Source organism: Rhizobium herbae, assembly GCF_017873135.1.
Classification (GTDB): Bacteria; Pseudomonadota; Alphaproteobacteria; order Rhizobiales; family Rhizobiaceae; genus Pararhizobium; species Pararhizobium herbae.
Map to the genome: position 1 here is coordinate 183,211 of NZ_JAGGJV010000012.1, position 15,955 is coordinate 199,165.

Sequence of the window (15,955 nt, forward strand, 5' to 3'; positions counted from 1 at the left end):
CTCGGTTTTCGGCGTTGTACCTTCGAACGGATCGGCGATCACGGGTTCGCCTTTAACAGGCACGTCTTCATTCGATCGCTTGCCAAAATTCTCGCCAAGCTGACGCGCGATTTCGCGAAAGGCTGCCTGTTCGCTGCGGCTCAGGGTCTCTGTACTCTGCGGGCGGTGGTTGTCGAGTTGGATGACCTTGTCCGATGCGCGGCGTCCCAGGGACTCGACCAGCTTCAGCGCCGGACGCTCGCCACGGAAGGGATCTTCCGGAGGTTCATCCACTGCGGGCAGTTCGTCTTCGAGACCGGCAAACAGGTCGTCGTCCGATTCCAGTGCCGGCGGTTCGGAAGCAACATCTGAAGCGGATTCCAAATCGCCGGTATCTGTTTCGTCGCTGACAACTCCCTCGTATGCGACAACATCTTTCTCTGCCGTCTCCCGGTCGCCGGAAAGCGCATCAGTCTCGCTCTTTCCGTCATCGGCTTCTTCCGGAGCGGTCTCTTGGGCGGGCGCCGGTTGTTCGCCGAATGTCAGGCCCATGGCCTGTTCGTCATCGACCGTATCGGCCACACGCACGATGCCGAAGCCACGGAAGCCGTCAAATTCCCGGTTGCGTGAATAGGTCGGAAGCGCCGCCAGATCGACAGGAACCTGCAGGCCGGTGCCCTCGACCGGCCAGTAGATGGTCTTGCCCGACCAGGTATCGCGACGCTTCAGCAGTTCGCCGATCGTATTGCCGGGGTCGAGATGGTAGCGGTCCGCCAGTTCGGTGAAGCTCCGCCCGGCGATATCGGCGGAATTCGGGCCGACGGCGGTTGCGAATTCCTCGGAAATCTCGCTGAAGCGCCCGTCCGCATCGATCTTCCAGACGAAACGGACAGCCCGGCTGTTGGGGTTGAAGACGAAACCCTGCGCAGCTTCTTCCGTGGTGTTCTCTTCGTCAGGCATGTCCTCCGACGTGACATCGACCGGACCGGCAAGGTCGCTCTCCGCGGTGGTCGCATCCGTGGCGGCGCCGGCACTATCCGCAACACGGTCCGGCTCGGTCAAAGGAGTTTCGTCTGGCGCGGTACTTTCTTCAGCAGGCGCTTCCGGCGTTTCGGAAGGTTCAATCGGCTCATCCAGAAGCGGTTCGCTTGCCACAGTCTCGATCGGAAAATCAGCGGCCGTTTCGTCTGTCACCGGCCGATCCGTATTTTCGTCAGCGTTTCTGGCCTCGACGGCAGCGTCGTCGTCCGGTGCGATTTGTTCCGGGGGTTCGTCAGGTGACAAGCTTGGCTGCGGCTCAGCTGCTTCGGAGTAGGTTTCGTCAAGCACGGCGCTGTCGTCAACGGAAGGCAGCTCTGTTTCCTCATCTGAAACAGACCTAGCGTTGTCGTTGATCACCGCGTCTGCTGCATTGAATGCCGCAAGGTCATCCTCGGGTTCTCCCGTTAAGGTGCTGGTCGATGCCTCATCGGCATCCGCACCGTCGGTTTCGTCCAGCGAATCGATGAAGCCTTCGCTTTCCGGAGCGATTTCCTCGATCTGTTCGATTTCGTCGATGACGTCGTCCGGCACGGTCGCCGGCGCAAGAAGCGGTGCGGCCTTGTTGGATATGACGGGCTCGTCTGCGGTCGCCGCGGTGCTTGCTTCTTCGATTTCGCGGAAATCGGCTCCCGGATCGAGGTTGCCGAGAATGGTCTCGACCGCGAACAGCAGATGCAGGGCAGGACGTTCCGACAGCTTGCCGATCGCGGCGGGCAGGTGGCCCTTGCCGGTCGGGATCGGTCGCTTGAGCAGCCAGTCGCTGTCGCGGGCAACGGCAGCCACCAGCGAGCGGCAGGTCTGTGGTGTCATGGAGAGGGCCTGGAACCCGGGGGAGGCGGCCAGGATGCCGCCGTCGCCGTCGAGCACGGCCATATGCGTATCGGGATCGTCGAAGCCGGAGATCATCCGTGCTGCGCGATCTTCGAGGCCAAGCGGCTTGCCGGTACGCGGGGCTGCAAAGAGGATGGCCGTTTCGCCCGGCCGCACGGTGATCATCTCGACCGATGCGCCGACCGAAGCGCGCTGGAAGCCGGCGGAGATACGCATCAGGAACGTTCGCTTGTCTCCGCTGTGTTTCAGCTGCCTGGCGGCAGCTTCCATCTGGCGATAGGATGCTTCGCCGCGGTTGGCGCCGCTGTCGATGAAATCGTAGATCGATGGCTGGCCGAACAGGAAGGCGCCTTCGCCATTCGACCAGAGCACCTGGTTCATGTCCGGTGAAAACAGGACGGCGGCGTCCCCCTTGGCAAAATGCTCCCGCACCCGCTCGTGAACGGCGATGTCGATAAAGGGATACGATCTTGCGGGCATCGGCTGACCTGGTTTGCGCAACCGTCACACGGACGGGATTGTTAACAGTCTATTAATAGACGCCGCCGCGCCAAGGGTCCAGCGAACAGACCATGGCCCACAAGCCTTTCGCGGCGAAAGGTTAATGCGGGTGAATTTAAGGGATGGTGCAGTGCACAAATATATTGCAATGCACAATGAAATCGCCTATATAGACATCATCACACAACGGGTGCCTCATGAGAGGGCCCAAACCAAGGAGCGCAGATCATGGCTACCAAGAAAATCGACGACGTCTTTTCGCTTACATCGTTCGACCCGGCAAAGGTCACCGAAACCTTCCGCGATTTCGCGGAAAAGGGTGCTGCCCAGTCCAAGGACGCCTATTCCAAGATGAAGACCGCCGCCGAAGACGCGACGAAGACCGTCGAGGCGACGCTGGAAAGCGCACAGTCCGGTTCCGTCGCTCTCGGCCTCAAGGCCATCGAAGCGCTGCGCACCAATGCCGAGAATTCGCTCTCGCACATGGAAGCGCTGATGGGCGTCAAGTCCGTTTCGGAACTCTTCGAACTGCAGACGGCCTTCATCCGCAAGCAGGCCGAGCTTGCCATGGAGCAGGCAAAGTCGATGCAGGAAGCAACCAAGAAGATTGCCGAGACGGTTGCCAAGCCTGGCAAGGATGCCGCCGAAAAGGCATTTGCCGGCTTCAAGAAGGGCTGATTGTCGCCGCGCCAGCTTTGCCGGCAGGGCATCATCAAAGGAACCGGGTGGCATGTCACCCGGTTTTTTCACATCAAGTGGCAAGTTATGGCTTGCAAAAAATACGGACTGCCCGTATTTGACCCGGAAAGCGGGACACGACCTTGTCTGGTCCGCTTTGTTTTGTGCGGTTGTAGCTCAGTTGGTTAGAGCGCAGGTTTGTGGCACCTGAGGTCGGAGGTTCGAGACCCCCCAACCGTACCATTTCTTCCACAATTAAGTATTTGATTAATTTTTGTTTCGTCTTTTACCGGGCGCGGCTGGTTCTTTCTCAGTTTTTTGCGAATGATGGAACTGTGCCGCAATATACGTGTTAGTGTCTTTGAGGATCGGTTTTTCCGAATTGATCCAGGTCCATGCCGGGGATGGCTTTCGCAACGCGAGCCTCTGGCCGAAAGGACACATCCATGACAGCCGTCACGCCTCTTCATCCCGAAGCCTCGCTCAGTCTCGCCCTTGCGGTCATTGCATCCTCCAGCGCGCCGATCGTGCTTCTCGACGGCAATCTTTGCGTGATCGCGGCCAGTACCTCGTTCTACCAGGCATTTCTGATCGACCCCAAGACGGCCGCGGCAAAAAAGTTTTCGCAACTCGGCGCGGGCGAATGGAACGTAGCGCAGTTATCGGTCTTGCTGGAGGCAACGGCGGCCGGGATCGCGGATGTGCATGGTTACGAGATGGATCTGAAGCGCCCCGCCCAAAATACTCGGCGTCTGGTTCTCAGCGCTCAGAAGCTTGACCACGCGGACGCGTCGGTCCGGCTGCTTTTGACGGTGGCCGACGTCACGGACGCGCGAGTAGCCGAGAAGGTAAAGGACGACCTGCTGCGGGACAAGGCGATCCTCCTCAAGGAGGTTCAGCATCGGGTGGCCAACAGCTTGCAGATCATCGCGAGCATTCTTTTGCAGAGCGCCCGGAAGGTTCAATCCGAAGAGACCCGCACGCATTTGACATCCGCACACAGCCGGGTGATGTCAATCGCCGCGGTCCAGCAGCAGCTCGCGGCATCCAGTGTCGGAGAGGTCGAGCTACGCAGCTATTTCGAACAGCTCTGCAGAAGCCTTGGGGCATCCATGATCCACGATCCAGAGCAACTCTCGATCGACGTCAACGTGGACAAAACCGTTACCGACGCAAACATCTCCGTAAGCCTTGGTCTCGTCGTCACCGAGCTTGTAATCAATGCGCTCAAGCACGCGTTCCCGAACCAGCGCAAGGGCAAAATCACCGTCGACTATCACGCCAAAGGAAAAGACTGGACCCTTCAGGTGGGCGATGATGGCATAGGGATGCCGGCGAAAGCGGATGACGCAAAACCCGGCCTGGGTACAGGTATTGTCGAGGCGCTCAGCAATCAATTGGGGGCCGAGATCACCGTGGCAGATGCTATGCCCGGAACCAGGGTTTCAATTATACACCGGGATGACGTCGTCATAACCGACGCGCCACAAGCTGCGTGACCTCCGGCAAGGGCCGCAGGCCAAACGAGACTGAGCACGTCATGGACAATCCACGTATCGCGGTTCTTGTCGTCGAAGATGAGGCTGTCATCAGAATGAGTATCGTCGAGGAACTGGAGGATGCGGGATTCGAGGTGCTTGAGGCGTCGAATGCGGCGCAGGCGATCGATATTCTCATTGCCAACAGCAGGATCGAGGTAATGTTCACCGACATCGACATGCCCGGTGGCGTCGACGGCTTGAAGCTTGCGGCATCGGTTCGTGACAGGTGGCCGCCGATAAAGATCATCGTGACATCCGGACACCGCAGAATAGATGTCGATGCCCTGCCGGTTGAAGCTCGATTTATGACGAAGCCATACGATCCGAATGTGGTCATCCGTTCCATTCGCGAGATGACTTTGAACTGAAAGGAAAATCCGAACATTTTCCACTAAAATTGGCATTCCACCTCGAATTAACAGCTCGAAATAACAATTGCACGGTTAAGGGTCGATCCACGCCAACCGTGCCGTCTTTGCTGTCCTCATCTCCGAAATCGTGTTTCAGATTCGTGCGTTGCAAGCGGACGTTGTGCCCCCTCAAATCTTGGATCCATCCGTAAACCTTGCGTTTACCTAATCCTGTGTCCTTTCCGGTCACCCGCCGCATATTAGGATTCTGTTGACCCTTCACCGCTTAGGTTCCGGCTGTTCGATGTAGGACCGGCCCGCATGATGCGCCGCTGAACATGACAATGGGGTTGGTGGCACATGACGTGCGGAAAATATCTGGCGATTCCGGCCGGGGCTCTCGGCTTGACTCTTATTCTGCTGCCGATGAGCCTTCAGGCGCAGCTCATGCTCTCCTTCGCTGTCCTCGGCATCATGTTCATTGGCATGACGCGGCCCGACAACAGCGCCTTCCGCGTCATCACGCTCGTCTTTGCCGGCATCATCGCGCTCCGCTATGGTTTCTGGCGCACGACCGAGACGCTGCCAGATATCACCGAGCCGCTGAACTTCATTCCCGGTTTCCTGCTCTATCTCGCGGAAATGTATTGCCTGGCGATGCTGGCGATCAGCTTCTTCATGGTCATCGATCCGATCAAGCGGAAGACCCCGGACATGGGCGGTGCCGCCGACCTGCCGACGGTCGATGTCTTCATCCCGAGCTACAATGAAGATGCCGAACTGCTGGCCGTGACGCTCGCTGCTGCCAAGTCGATGGCCTATCCGAAGGACAAGCTCAACATCTATCTGCTCGACGACGGAGGCACGGATGCCAAGCGCAACCACAAGAACCCGCATATCGCGGTTGCCGCCATCCGCCGTCACGAGCAGCTGAAGGCGCTCTGCGCCGCCATGGACGTGCATTACCATGCCCGCAAGCAGAACGATCACGCCAAAGCCGGCAACCTCAACGAAGGCTTGAAGATCTCCAGGGGCGAGCTGGTCGTGGTTTTCGACGCCGACCATGCACCGGTACGCGATTTTCTGCGCGAGACGGTCGGCTTCTTCAAGGACGATGCCAAGCTCTTCCTCGTCCAGACCCCGCATTACTTCCTCAATCCCGATCCGCTCGAAAAGAACCTCCAGACCTTTGCGCGCATGCCGTCGGAAAACGAGATGTTCTATTCGATCCTGCAGCGCGGGCTCGACAAGTGGAATGCGTCGTTCTTCTGCGGTTCGGCTGCCGTTCTGCGCCGCTCGGCGCTGATGACCACGGATGGATTCTCCGGCCAGTCGATCACCGAGGATTGCGAAACGGCGCTGTCGCTGCATTGCCAGGGCTGGCATTCGGTCTATGTCGACAAACCGCTGATCGCAGGTTTGCAGCCGGAAACCTTCGTCTCCTTCATCGGCCAGCGCGCCCGCTGGTGCCAGGGCATGCTGCAAATCCTGATCCTGAAGCGGCCGTTCCTGGCCAAGGGCCTCTCGATCCCGCAGCGCATCTGCTATGCCGGCATCAACATGTTCTGGCTGTTTCCGCTGTCGCGGCTGGCCTTCATGTTCTCGCCGCTGCTCTACATCTTCTTCTCGCTGGAGATCTACAAGGCCAACATCCTCGAATTCGCCTCCTACGCCGTCACCTACCTGATCAGCTCGTTCGCCATGCAGAGCTATCTCTATGGCCGCGTCCGCTGGCCGTGGATTTCCGAGCTTTATGAATATGTACAGGCCGTCTTCCTGTTCGGCAGCATCATCAGCGTCGTGCGCAATCCGCGCAAACCGACCTTCAATGTGACGGCCAAGGGCCAGACGCTGGACAGGAGCAAGCTGTCGCCGCTGGCAAAGCCGTACTTCGCCATCTTCTTCCTGCTGCTCGCCGCCGCCCTTTATTCGGGTTACCGCGTCCTCACAGAACCGGTCGCCAGCGAGTTGCTGCTGATCGTCGCCATGTGGAACCTGATCAATCTCGGCCTTGCCGGTGCCGCTCTTGGCGCGATTGCCGAACGCCGCGAATTGCGCCGCAACCAGCGCCTGCCGGTCAAGCGCCATGCGCTGATGCATATCGACGACATCATCCACCACGTCATCGTGCAGGATGCATCGAGTGGCGGCGTGTCGATCGAGTTTGTCGACAAGGAACCGAAGCTGGATCTCGTCAATCCGACGATTGCCAAGGTTGAGGTGCGCCGCGGCGGCCAGACGGTGAATTTCAATGTCGTCTATCGCTCCCGCCGGGTGATCGACAAGACGGCCATCTGCGGCTTTGCCTATTCCGAGCGTACGCCGGAAACGGTAATGGCGATCGCCGAGCTGATGTATTCCGACCAGTCCGTGCTGCAGGACCGTCTGGTTCGCCGTCAGATACGCAAGAACTTCTTCTGGGGCACCAGCCGGTTCGCACTCTGGAGCCTGACGGAATCGCTGCGCGCCATCCGATACAGCGCCGGCCTGATCCGCGAAACGGTCGTCCAGTCCTTCGAGGATGCACCGATGGTTCTTAACGACAACAAGATCGTCCAGGTGCCTCTGCCCGTCAAAACGGCGGAGCCCGGCCTGGTTCTCAAGGGAGAGCAGCTCTATGGCTAAGCCTTTTCGCACTCGGGCCGCCAGTCTGACGCTTGCCCTCATCGTGGCACAGACGCTGCCTCTTTCCGCCCAGAGCCTGTTGGAAGCCGCACCGCCCGTCACCCGGGTCGTGTCCGGCGAAAGCGAGAGCATTCTCTCGACGCGCACGGCTCCCGAAGAAGCGGTCGCTGCTAGGGCAACCGGTCTGGTGCCGTTCGAACAGGCGCTGCCGGCCTATCGCCTGTCCGGCGAGGACGATGTGGCACGGCTGAGCTTCAACCTCGCTCCCGATCAGGTCGCATCGGGCGGTCAGCTGGCACTTGCCTATCGCAACGCCGTCTCGGTCTTGCCGGATAGCTCCGTGATGGATGTCGAGGTCAACGGCAAGGCTGCCGGTACGTTCGCGATCGCCTCGCCGAACGGCTTCAAGACGGAAGCGCTGAAGATTAGCGCCGATTTCCTGAAGCCGGGGCGCAATCAGGTGCTGCTCAGGGCGCGACAGTTCCATCGGGTCGATTGTTCGCTGGCGGCAACCTATGAACTCTGGAGCGAGATCGATCCCGCCGCCAGCGGCTTCATGGCTGCCAGGAGCAACGGCTTCCGCTCTTTCGACGATCTGCTGACGGTTGCCCGTACCGACGCTGATGTCACCGATATCCGGCTGGTCCTGCCGCGGACGGTGACGGCCGAAATGCTGAATGACGCAGCTCCGGTTCTCCAGACCCTGGCATTGTTTCTCAATCGCGACGATCTGGCCGTGACCGTTGGCGAAAAGCCTGGCACGGGACCGGGTATCGATCTCTATGTCTCGACCGACAAGACCCGGGCACAGGCGCAGGGTGTCGGCGCCCCGATCATGCCCTATGGCTTCTCCGTTCGGAATTCAGGCGAGGTCGGCCGTGCCTTGGTCAGCCTGCGTGGTGCCACGCGCGCCGAGATGAGCGGCCAGCTGCTGGAGGCCATTCGCGGTCCGCTAAAGGATAGCCTTGATAGCGGCATCTTTTCGAGCCGGTCCGGAACGATCCTTGCCGATGCGTCGAGCCGCTATACCTTGGCTGATACCGGCTACGACACCCGCGTCTTTTCCGGCCGCCTATCGCGCACCGGCTTCAACATGGTGATGCCTGCCGACTTCTATCCCGCCGATTATGCGACGATCGGCCTGAAGCTGCATGCGGCCACATCGCCGGGCCTGAAGCGCACGGCGCAGTTCCTGGTTCGGGTCAACGATCTCGTCGTCACCAGCTACCCCTTCCGCAACGCCGAGGGTGAACAGTTCGACGGCAAGCTGATAGAGCTGCCGCTGCGCGCGTTTCGTCCGGGCAACAACAAGGTCGAGCTTCTGGCCGAGCTGCCGGTCGAAGCCGACGAGGCCTGTGCGCCCGAGGCCCGCGACGACGCCCGGCCGCGTTTCATACTTCTGAAGGATACGGCGATCGAGATCCCGGCGCTTGCCCGCATCGGCCGTCTGCCGGATATCGGCGCCTTTGCCGGCACCGCCTATCCCTATGCCGATGGAAAACCGTTCGACATCTTCATCGAGCGCCCGGACGCGCAGTCTGCCGGCGCAGCCCTGACCATGCTCTCCCGCCTGGCGCTGGCCGCCCGCAATCCGCTCGGCGCCGATATCCACCTGGGCGCCGCCAGTGCCTCGGGCGACCGCAACGCGCTGGTCATCACCACCCAGAACGCCTTTGCCGATCTTGGAAAAACAGGCAAGGGCGGTTTTCCCCTTGATGTGTTCCAGTCGAATGCGATGGCTGCGCCGATCACGGACGCCGATCCGATGAAAACGGCCGCCATCGGCGACACTGTTTTCGCGGCAGGCGTCACGGAAAACGGCGGCGACGATTCCAGTGCGCTGCTGGATGCCTTTCGCAAATCGACCACGCGTCCGGAAGGCGGTCTGTCGGTGACGTCGAAGCTGCAGAGCTGGTTTGCGGCCGCCGGCGCGCGCTTCGGCAAATGGTTGAACTATCAGGATGGGGCGGACACGGTGGCAACGCTGAAGGAAGGGCGGTCTCTTCTGACGCTGACGCAGGCTCCATCGCCCTCCGGCGATGCCGTCTGGACGGTGGTACATGCAGGATCGCCGGCCGATATCGCTCTCGGCGTTCGCCGGCTTGCCGAGCCTGCGGTCTGGGCGGGGCTGAATGGTGGTTCGGCCGAAATCGAAACCGCGAGTCTTGCGGTGAATACCATGCCGTCCGGCCCGCGTTTCGTGGCTGGTATGACGGATCAGAGTGTCGGCAACATCCGGCGTCTGGCCGCCGCCTGGTTCTCCGACAATTTCCAGTTCTACGTTCTGCTTATCGTTGCGTCGATGGGTGTTTTCGCCGTGTGGCTCGGGTTTGCCATTCCGCGCAAGGGTGTGAGGTCGGATCAATGATCGTGATGAAAAGACACTGGGTCGTGCTGCTGGCCGCATCGAGCCTGCTTTTGCCGGGATTGAGCTTTTCACAGGATTCCGCCGCTCTCCTGACCCAGGCGGCAGGGTCCTTCCGGCTCGTGGACGAGGCGATGACGGCTGCCGTCACAGGAACGGGAGAAACCTCGGCAGCCGCAGGCGCCGATCAGGCGGCGAAGGCGTCGCCGAAGGCCGGCAACGAGCCCGGTGAGGTCGAACTGGCCGCACTCTACTACTATGCCGAACAGAAGCAGGATGACCGCGTCGCGGCCGAGGCCGCGCGGCTGAGGCTCAAGTTTCCGCAGTTCGAAATGCCGCAGGATCTGTTCCTGCCGCAATCGGCACGCGGCGCTGACGAGACCGCACTCTGGCAGCTCTACGACAAGAGCGATTTCACCGGCATCGACGCCGAGATCATCCGCCGCAAGACCGAGACGCCGGATTGGGCACCGACCGCCGATTTCACCGACAAGCTCGCCCGCAAGAAGCAGCGCGTGCTGATGACCGAGGCGGCAAAGAACAAGAACTGGACGGATGTGATCCAGGCCTCCGGCAGCCTCGATCCGGCAACCGAAACGGAGATGGATCTGCTCTGGACGCTGATCGACGCCTATTCGCAGACCGGCATAAAGCAGCCTCTGGCGGACGTCTATCGCGGTATTCTGCTGCGCGAAGGCGATAAACGCCTGCCTGATGCGGTGCTGGTGACGACGCTGCAAAAGGCTATCCGCGACTTTCCGGCAGCTGAGGTCCAGGCAGTCATGCAGAAACTGGCCGTGACGCCGGCGATGCAGGCAGGCTTGCAACCCGTCGCATTCGATCTCCTGCGCAAGACGGTCGCCGATTTCAATGCCGATGAAAAACAGACGGCTCCCCTGTCCGAAGATCAATTGGTGCCACTCAAGGCCGAAGTGCCGCCGAAGGCCGAGGATCTGGCGTTGCTCGGCTGGTATTATCTGAAGGTCAAGCAGCCTGCCGTCAGCGCGTTGTGGTTCGGCAAGGCTCTGGCGCTGCAGGCGGACGGCTCGAATGCCAAGGGGCTCTATCTCAGCCTCGCCGCGCAGAACCTCGAGGAGGAAGCCTATCAGGTGGCTGCCACCCATCTGCAGGACCTGTCAGACGATCCCGAATTCCTGATGAACGCGCTGTCGCTTCGCTTCGCCAAGCCGGACATGGCCGTGATCGACGAGAAGATCGTTGCGTCCTACTCGACGACGATCCTGCAGACGCTGAATGCCGATCATGCCGAGATTTTGGCCTGGTACGCCTATAATTCCAAGCAATACGAGGCCGCTTCCGCCTGGTTCCAGAAGGCGGTCGACTGGAAGGTGGCGCCGGCCCGCGTCAAGGGTCTGGCACTTTCATACCTGCGCCTGTCGCAGAAGCAGGAATTTGCCGGGTTGCAGGAGAAATACGGCGTGGCCTATCCGGATATCTGGAGCGAGATCAAGGCGGCTGCTCCGCCGAAGGGCGAGAAGGCAGCCGCCGTCATCAAGCCCCGTGGCGCGATCCAGGCCAATTATTTCCGCAACTTTCAGGCCAAGCGCTACAGCGCCTGCATCAACGACCTGAGCGATCTCCAGGCGAGGGGACAGCTGTCTCCCGATGCCGCACAGATCGGCGGCTGGTGCTATTTGGGCTTGAGCCGTTTGTCAGAAGCGCGGGCGTCCTTTGCGCAAGGGTTGAATGCCAGCGGACAGATACGCTCCGACGCCGCCTACGGCACGGCATTGACGTTGCTGCGCGGTCGCCTGACCGATGATGCCGAAGCCATTCTGGCCGCCTATCCGCTCAATGCCGAGCGCGACCGGGAAATTCGTGCGGAAATCTACGTCCAGCGCGCACGCGCGTCGTTCGATCAGAAACAATACCAGAATGCATTGGATGCCCTGAACGCCCGGGCCAGCCTGGTGGCGGAGCCGACCGACCTCAGCCAGCTTCGCGGCTGGGCCTATTACCACCTTGGCAACAAGGTGATGGCCAAGCAGGTGTTCCAGCGCCTGAACGACCATCTTTCCGATGCCGGCGTTCGTCGCGGGCTGATGGTGACGAGCCAGTGGGATACCCGCCGATGAACAGGATTTTCCTTGCCCTTGCGATGATGATGCCGCTTGCCGCCTGCACGACGGTTGATGATCCTTTCCTGCGGACCGGGGCTCTGAAAGCAGACGGCCCGTCTCTGGCGACCGCCGTTTCCGCGGACTATGCCCTGGCGATCGTGCCCGGCATCGAGGCCGCGTCCGTGCGCCAGACGGTGCGTGAAAACGATGCCGAACAGACGATCCTCTATGCCAATGCCACCGACCTTGCCGGCGAGAATGCGCTGACGGTGACTGTCGGCAAGGGGAGTAAGAGCTCCAGGCACGCGCCGTCGCAATCGGAGATCGAGGCGGAAATGCGGGGTGCCCTTTCCGGCGTGCGCATGCGCGTCAGCCCGGTGATCGGCGACAACGCCTATGGCGTCTTCGGGTACGCGACAGGCGCTTTAGGCAAAGGGGGCAGCTGCATCTATGCCTGGCAGCTTGCCGGAAACATCACGCCGATTGGCGGTGTGGGCTCCGGCTATGCGGCCCAGATCCGGCTTCGCTATTGCAATCCGTCCATGTCGCAGGACCGTATCGCCGTCCTGATGCAGGGGCTGCGGATCAAGCCGGTTTCGTCGCAGACGTTCCAGACGCTGCGCTTTGCAGCGGGTTCGGGGAAAGTGTCCGCCGCACCGCTGTATATGACACAACCGATCGCGGAACAGGTGGCGCAACCCTCTGTGACGGATGTCGCCGTCGTGGCTCCGGTGCGCCGGATGCCGAAACATGTTGTCATCGCGGACGTTTCGTCTGAAACGGCGAAGACCGAGGAGAAAACAGTCGCCAACGCGGTCAAGGTGCCGATGCCGGGGGAGACAGCCGTTCTTGCCGCCACCGATACGGTTCCCGCCGTCGCCGGGCAGAATGCTTCCAGCAAGGCGATCTTCAAACCGGCGATCATTCTGGCTCCGGCAGCCGTTGCCTCCGCCACGCAGTAAGCATCCTCAAATGAAGATGTGGTGTTCCTCGGTGACCAGTTCCTGAAGGAAATCGACAACGGTGCGGACGCGGACGAGATCGCGGGCGCTCTCGTGATAGGTGGTCCAGTAGCCCCGCCGGATGGTTGTCTCCGGCAGGATGCGGGTCAGTTCGGGATATTGCCGGGCGATATAGTTGTGCAGGATGCCGATCCCGGCGCTGGAGCGGACAGCCTCGGTCTGGCCGGTGGCGCTGGAGATTTCGAAGGAGGCGTCCCAGCTGCGCATGATCTCTCCGGTGAAATTGAGCGAGGCGGTAAAGATCAGGTCTTCGACATAGCCGATGCGGCGATGGGTTTTCAGATCCTCGATCGTTTCAGGAGCGCCGTAGGAAGCCAGATAATCCTGCGATGCATAAAGTCCCAGCGTGTAGTCCGTCAGCTTCGATGAGATCAGCCGCCCTTGTTCCGGTCGCTCCAGCGTGATGGCGATGTCGGCCTCGCGCTGCGACAGTGAAAACGAGCGCGGAACCGGCACCAGCTGGATGCGCAGTTCCGGAAAGCGGGCAGTCAGCTTGCCAAGCCGCGGGGCGAGGAACGACACCCCGAAACCATCGGGCGCCCCGACGCGCACCGTGCCGGCGACGGCGGTATCGATCCGGCCGATCTGCGACTGCGCCGCCAGCATCTCGGTTTCCATCCGCTCGGCGGCATGCAGGAAGATCTCGCCTTCCGCCGTCAGGTCGCAACCATTGGTGCGGCGGATCAGCAGCCGCGTCTTCAGCGATTCCTCCAGCGCCGTGACACGCCGGCTGAGCGTCGCATGATTGACGCCCAGCCGCTTGGAGGCTGACAGGATCTGGCCGCCGCGGGCGACCGCCAGAAACATGCGGACATCATCCCAGTTCATGCCGCATTCCTCACTTGGCGCACAGGACGATTGGGTCCACGTCAATAAGGTTGAGCGACTTCACCATGTCGGCAGTCAGCGTTTTGTATTTGAGGAAGTGCGGTGTCCGGATATGGGCTTCGTAATCCTCCCGGCTGGCATAAACTTCAAGGATACGAACTTTCTCCGGCGTGCCTTTGACCGTGACGGCATGAAGCATGAGGACACCGGGTTCCTTTGCGACCGAGGCTTCGATCTCCTCTCTCAGCAACGCGATATAGTCCTCAATCCGGGCCGGATCGATTTCCAGCTCTGCCATCCTGACCATTCTTTCGGCGTCGGCTTTCATCTGCAGGACCTCCCCGATTTCCTTATCGACATCAATATACGCACAACGGTTGCTGAATATCGCGCGTTGATTTGTGCATATTGTAGTGCGACACTCCCGCCATAATCAAGATCAGGAGGATCACCATGTACGAGATCGGTCATTTCATTGGCGGCCAGCGTGTTGCCGGCATCAGCGGCCGCACGGCCAACGTCTTCAATCCTGCAACCGGCGAAGTTCAGGCAACCGTGGCGCTGGCCAGCGACGCGGAAATGGCCGCCGCCGTTGCCAACGCCAAGGCTGCTCAGCCGAAATGGGCTGCGACCAACCCGCAGCGCCGCGCCCGTGTCTTCATGAAGTTCGTCCAGCTCCTCAACGACAACATGGATGAACTGGCCGAGATGTTGTCGCGCGAGCATGGCAAGACCATCGACGATGCCAAGGGCGACGTCATTCGTGGCCTCGAAGTCTGCGAATTCGTCATCGGCATTCCGCATCTTTCCAAGAGCGAATTCACCGAAGGCGCCGGCCCGAACATCGACATGTATTCCATTCGCCAGGCCGTCGGCATCGGTGCCGGCATCACCCCGTTCAATTTTCCGGCCATGATCCCGATGTGGATGTTCGCCCCGGCAATCGCCTGCGGCAACGCCTTCATCCTGAAGCCTTCCGAGCGCGATCCGTCCGTTCCGATCCGCCTGGCCGAACTGATGATCGAAGCGGGTCTTCCGGCCGGCATCCTCAACGTCGTCAATGGCGACAAGGGCGCGGTCGATGCGATCCTGACCCACCCCGATATCTCCGCCGTCTCCTTCGTCGGCTCGACGCCGATTGCCCGTTACGTCTACGGCACGGCTGCGATGAACGGCAAGCGCGCCCAGTGCTTCGGCGGCGCCAAGAACCACATGATCATCATGCCGGATGCCGATCTCGATCAGGCCGCCAACGCCCTGATGGGAGCCGGCTACGGTTCGGCCGGCGAGCGCTGCATGGCGATCTCGGTTGCCGTTCCGGTCGGCAAGGACACCGCCGATCGCCTGATCGGAAAGCTGACCCCGATGGTCGAATCCTTGCGCATCGGTCCCTACACCGACGAGAAGGCCGACATGGGCCCGGTCGTTACCAGGGAAGCCAAGGAGCGTATTCTCGGCCTGATCAACAAGGGTGTCGAAGAAGGTGCAAACCTCGTCGTCGACGGCCGCGATTTCAAGTTGCAGGGCTATGAAAACGGCCATTTTGTCGGCGGCTGCCTGTTCGACAACGTCACACCGGACATGGACATCTACAAGCAGGAAATCTTCGGCCCGGTTCTTTCCGTCGTTCGCGCCAAGACCTACGAGGAAGCCCTCGACCTGCCGATGAAGCATGAATACGGCAACGGCGTCGCGATCTACACCCGCGACGGCGACGCCGCCCGCGACTTCGCGTCCCGTATTAATATCGGCATGGTCGGCGTCAACGTGCCGATCCCGGTTCCGCTGGCCTATCACTCGTTTGGCGGCTGGAAGTCCTCGTCCTTCGGCGATCTCAACCAGCATGGCACGGACTCGATCAAGTTCTGGACCAGGACCAAGACGATCACCTCGCGCTGGCCGTCCGGCATCAAGGACGGTGCCGAGTTCGTCATGCCGACGATGAAGTAATCACTCTGAAATCCTCCCCGATTGGGCCTCCTTGCGGAGGCCCTTTTTTGTTGTAGTCGCCTTAGCGCGGTTGACCTGTGGTGGTGGCCGTTTAAGACTCCTCTTCGGCGGCTGAATATCGGGGGATATTCGGCCGTTCTTCAATGGCATCGAATGATACGGA

10 protein-coding genes and 1 tRNA gene are annotated in these 15,955 nt (G+C 60.7%); 9 read left to right on the forward strand and 2 right to left on the reverse strand.

Annotated elements, in window-relative coordinates:
* Window positions 1–2,580: 2,580 nt before the first annotated feature.
* From J2Z75_RS26910 to bcsN, 8 genes are all read left to right on the forward strand, one after another.
* Window positions 2,581–3,030, forward strand: coding sequence for a phasin (locus J2Z75_RS26910; RefSeq protein WP_209856751.1), 450 nt, complete (start codon window positions 2,581–2,583; stop codon window positions 3,028–3,030).
* Between the two features lie 166 nt (window positions 3,031–3,196).
* Window positions 3,197–3,273, forward strand: a tRNA-His gene (locus tag J2Z75_RS26915).
* A 203-nt stretch (window positions 3,274–3,476) separates the two neighbouring features.
* Window positions 3,477–4,529 carry a sensor histidine kinase gene (locus J2Z75_RS26920; protein WP_209856753.1) on the forward strand — a complete coding sequence of 351 codons (1,053 nt, stop codon included), beginning with the start codon at window positions 3,477–3,479 and terminating at the stop codon, window positions 4,527–4,529.
* Between the two features lie 41 nt (window positions 4,530–4,570).
* Window positions 4,571–4,939: a response regulator gene (locus J2Z75_RS26925; protein ID WP_209856755.1), complete on the forward strand. Its 369-nt coding sequence runs from the start codon at window positions 4,571–4,573 to the stop codon at window positions 4,937–4,939.
* 387 nt (window positions 4,940–5,326) lie between these two features.
* Window positions 5,327–7,546 carry a UDP-forming cellulose synthase catalytic subunit gene (gene bcsA, locus J2Z75_RS26930; protein ID WP_234937591.1) on the forward strand — a complete coding sequence of 740 codons (2,220 nt, stop codon included), beginning with the start codon at window positions 5,327–5,329 and terminating at the stop codon, window positions 7,544–7,546.
* Window positions 7,539–9,914: a cellulose biosynthesis cyclic di-GMP-binding regulatory protein BcsB gene (locus J2Z75_RS26935; RefSeq protein ID WP_209856759.1), complete on the forward strand. Its 2,376-nt coding sequence runs from the start codon at window positions 7,539–7,541 to the stop codon at window positions 9,912–9,914. The genes bcsA and J2Z75_RS26935 overlap by 8 nt, the downstream gene beginning before the upstream one ends.
* Window positions 9,915–9,916: 2 nt before the next feature.
* Window positions 9,917–12,007, forward strand: coding sequence for a bacterial transcriptional activator domain-containing protein (locus tag J2Z75_RS26940; protein WP_209856761.1), 2,091 nt, complete (start codon window positions 9,917–9,919; stop codon window positions 12,005–12,007).
* A complete protein-coding gene (gene bcsN / locus J2Z75_RS26945) occupies window positions 12,004–12,954 on the forward strand; it encodes a cellulose biosynthesis protein BcsN (RefSeq protein ID WP_209856763.1) in 951 nt (316 codons plus the stop codon). Before J2Z75_RS26940 ends, bcsN begins: the two co-directional genes overlap by 4 nt.
* 6 nt (window positions 12,955–12,960) lie before the next feature.
* Here the strand turns inward: bcsN and J2Z75_RS26950 are convergent, their stop codons facing one another.
* Window positions 12,961–13,842 carry a LysR family transcriptional regulator gene (locus tag J2Z75_RS26950; protein WP_209856765.1) on the reverse strand — a complete coding sequence of 294 codons (882 nt, stop codon included), beginning with the start codon at window positions 13,840–13,842 and terminating at the stop codon, window positions 12,961–12,963.
* Window positions 13,843–13,852: 10 nt separating this feature from the next.
* Complete coding sequence (locus J2Z75_RS26955; RefSeq protein ID WP_234937592.1) at window positions 13,853–14,170, reverse strand: putative quinol monooxygenase; 318 nt, start codon at window positions 14,168–14,170, stop codon at window positions 13,853–13,855.
* 125 nt (window positions 14,171–14,295) lie between these two features.
* Here J2Z75_RS26955 and J2Z75_RS26960 point away from each other — a divergent pair, with 125 nt between their 5' ends.
* On the forward strand, window positions 14,296–15,792 hold the full coding sequence (locus J2Z75_RS26960) for a CoA-acylating methylmalonate-semialdehyde dehydrogenase (RefSeq protein ID WP_209856767.1): 1,497 nt from the start codon (window positions 14,296–14,298) through the stop codon (window positions 15,790–15,792).
* Window positions 15,793–15,955: the final 163 nt, after the last annotated feature.

Excerpts from the sequence above, each read along its gene's own strand:
- J2Z75_RS26950 (WP_209856765.1), bottom strand. The coding sequence starts at position 13,842 with ATGAACTGGGATGATGTCCGCATGTTTCTGGCGGTCGCCCGCGGCGGC.
- J2Z75_RS26955 (WP_234937592.1), bottom strand. The coding sequence starts at position 14,170 with ATGAAAGCCGACGCCGAAAGAATGGTCAGGATGGCAGAGCTGGAAATC.
- J2Z75_RS26925 (WP_209856755.1), top strand. The coding sequence starts at position 4,571 with ATGGACAATCCACGTATCGCGGTTCTTGTCGTCGAAGATGAGGCTGTC.
- bcsN (WP_209856763.1), top strand. The coding sequence starts at position 12,004 with ATGAACAGGATTTTCCTTGCCCTTGCGATGATGATGCCGCTTGCCGCC.
- J2Z75_RS26910 (WP_209856751.1), top strand. The coding sequence starts at position 2,581 with ATGGCTACCAAGAAAATCGACGACGTCTTTTCGCTTACATCGTTCGAC.
- J2Z75_RS26935 (WP_209856759.1), top strand. The coding sequence starts at position 7,539 with ATGGCTAAGCCTTTTCGCACTCGGGCCGCCAGTCTGACGCTTGCCCTC.
- J2Z75_RS26920 (WP_209856753.1), top strand. The coding sequence starts at position 3,477 with ATGACAGCCGTCACGCCTCTTCATCCCGAAGCCTCGCTCAGTCTCGCC.
- J2Z75_RS26960 (WP_209856767.1), top strand. The coding sequence starts at position 14,296 with ATGTACGAGATCGGTCATTTCATTGGCGGCCAGCGTGTTGCCGGCATC.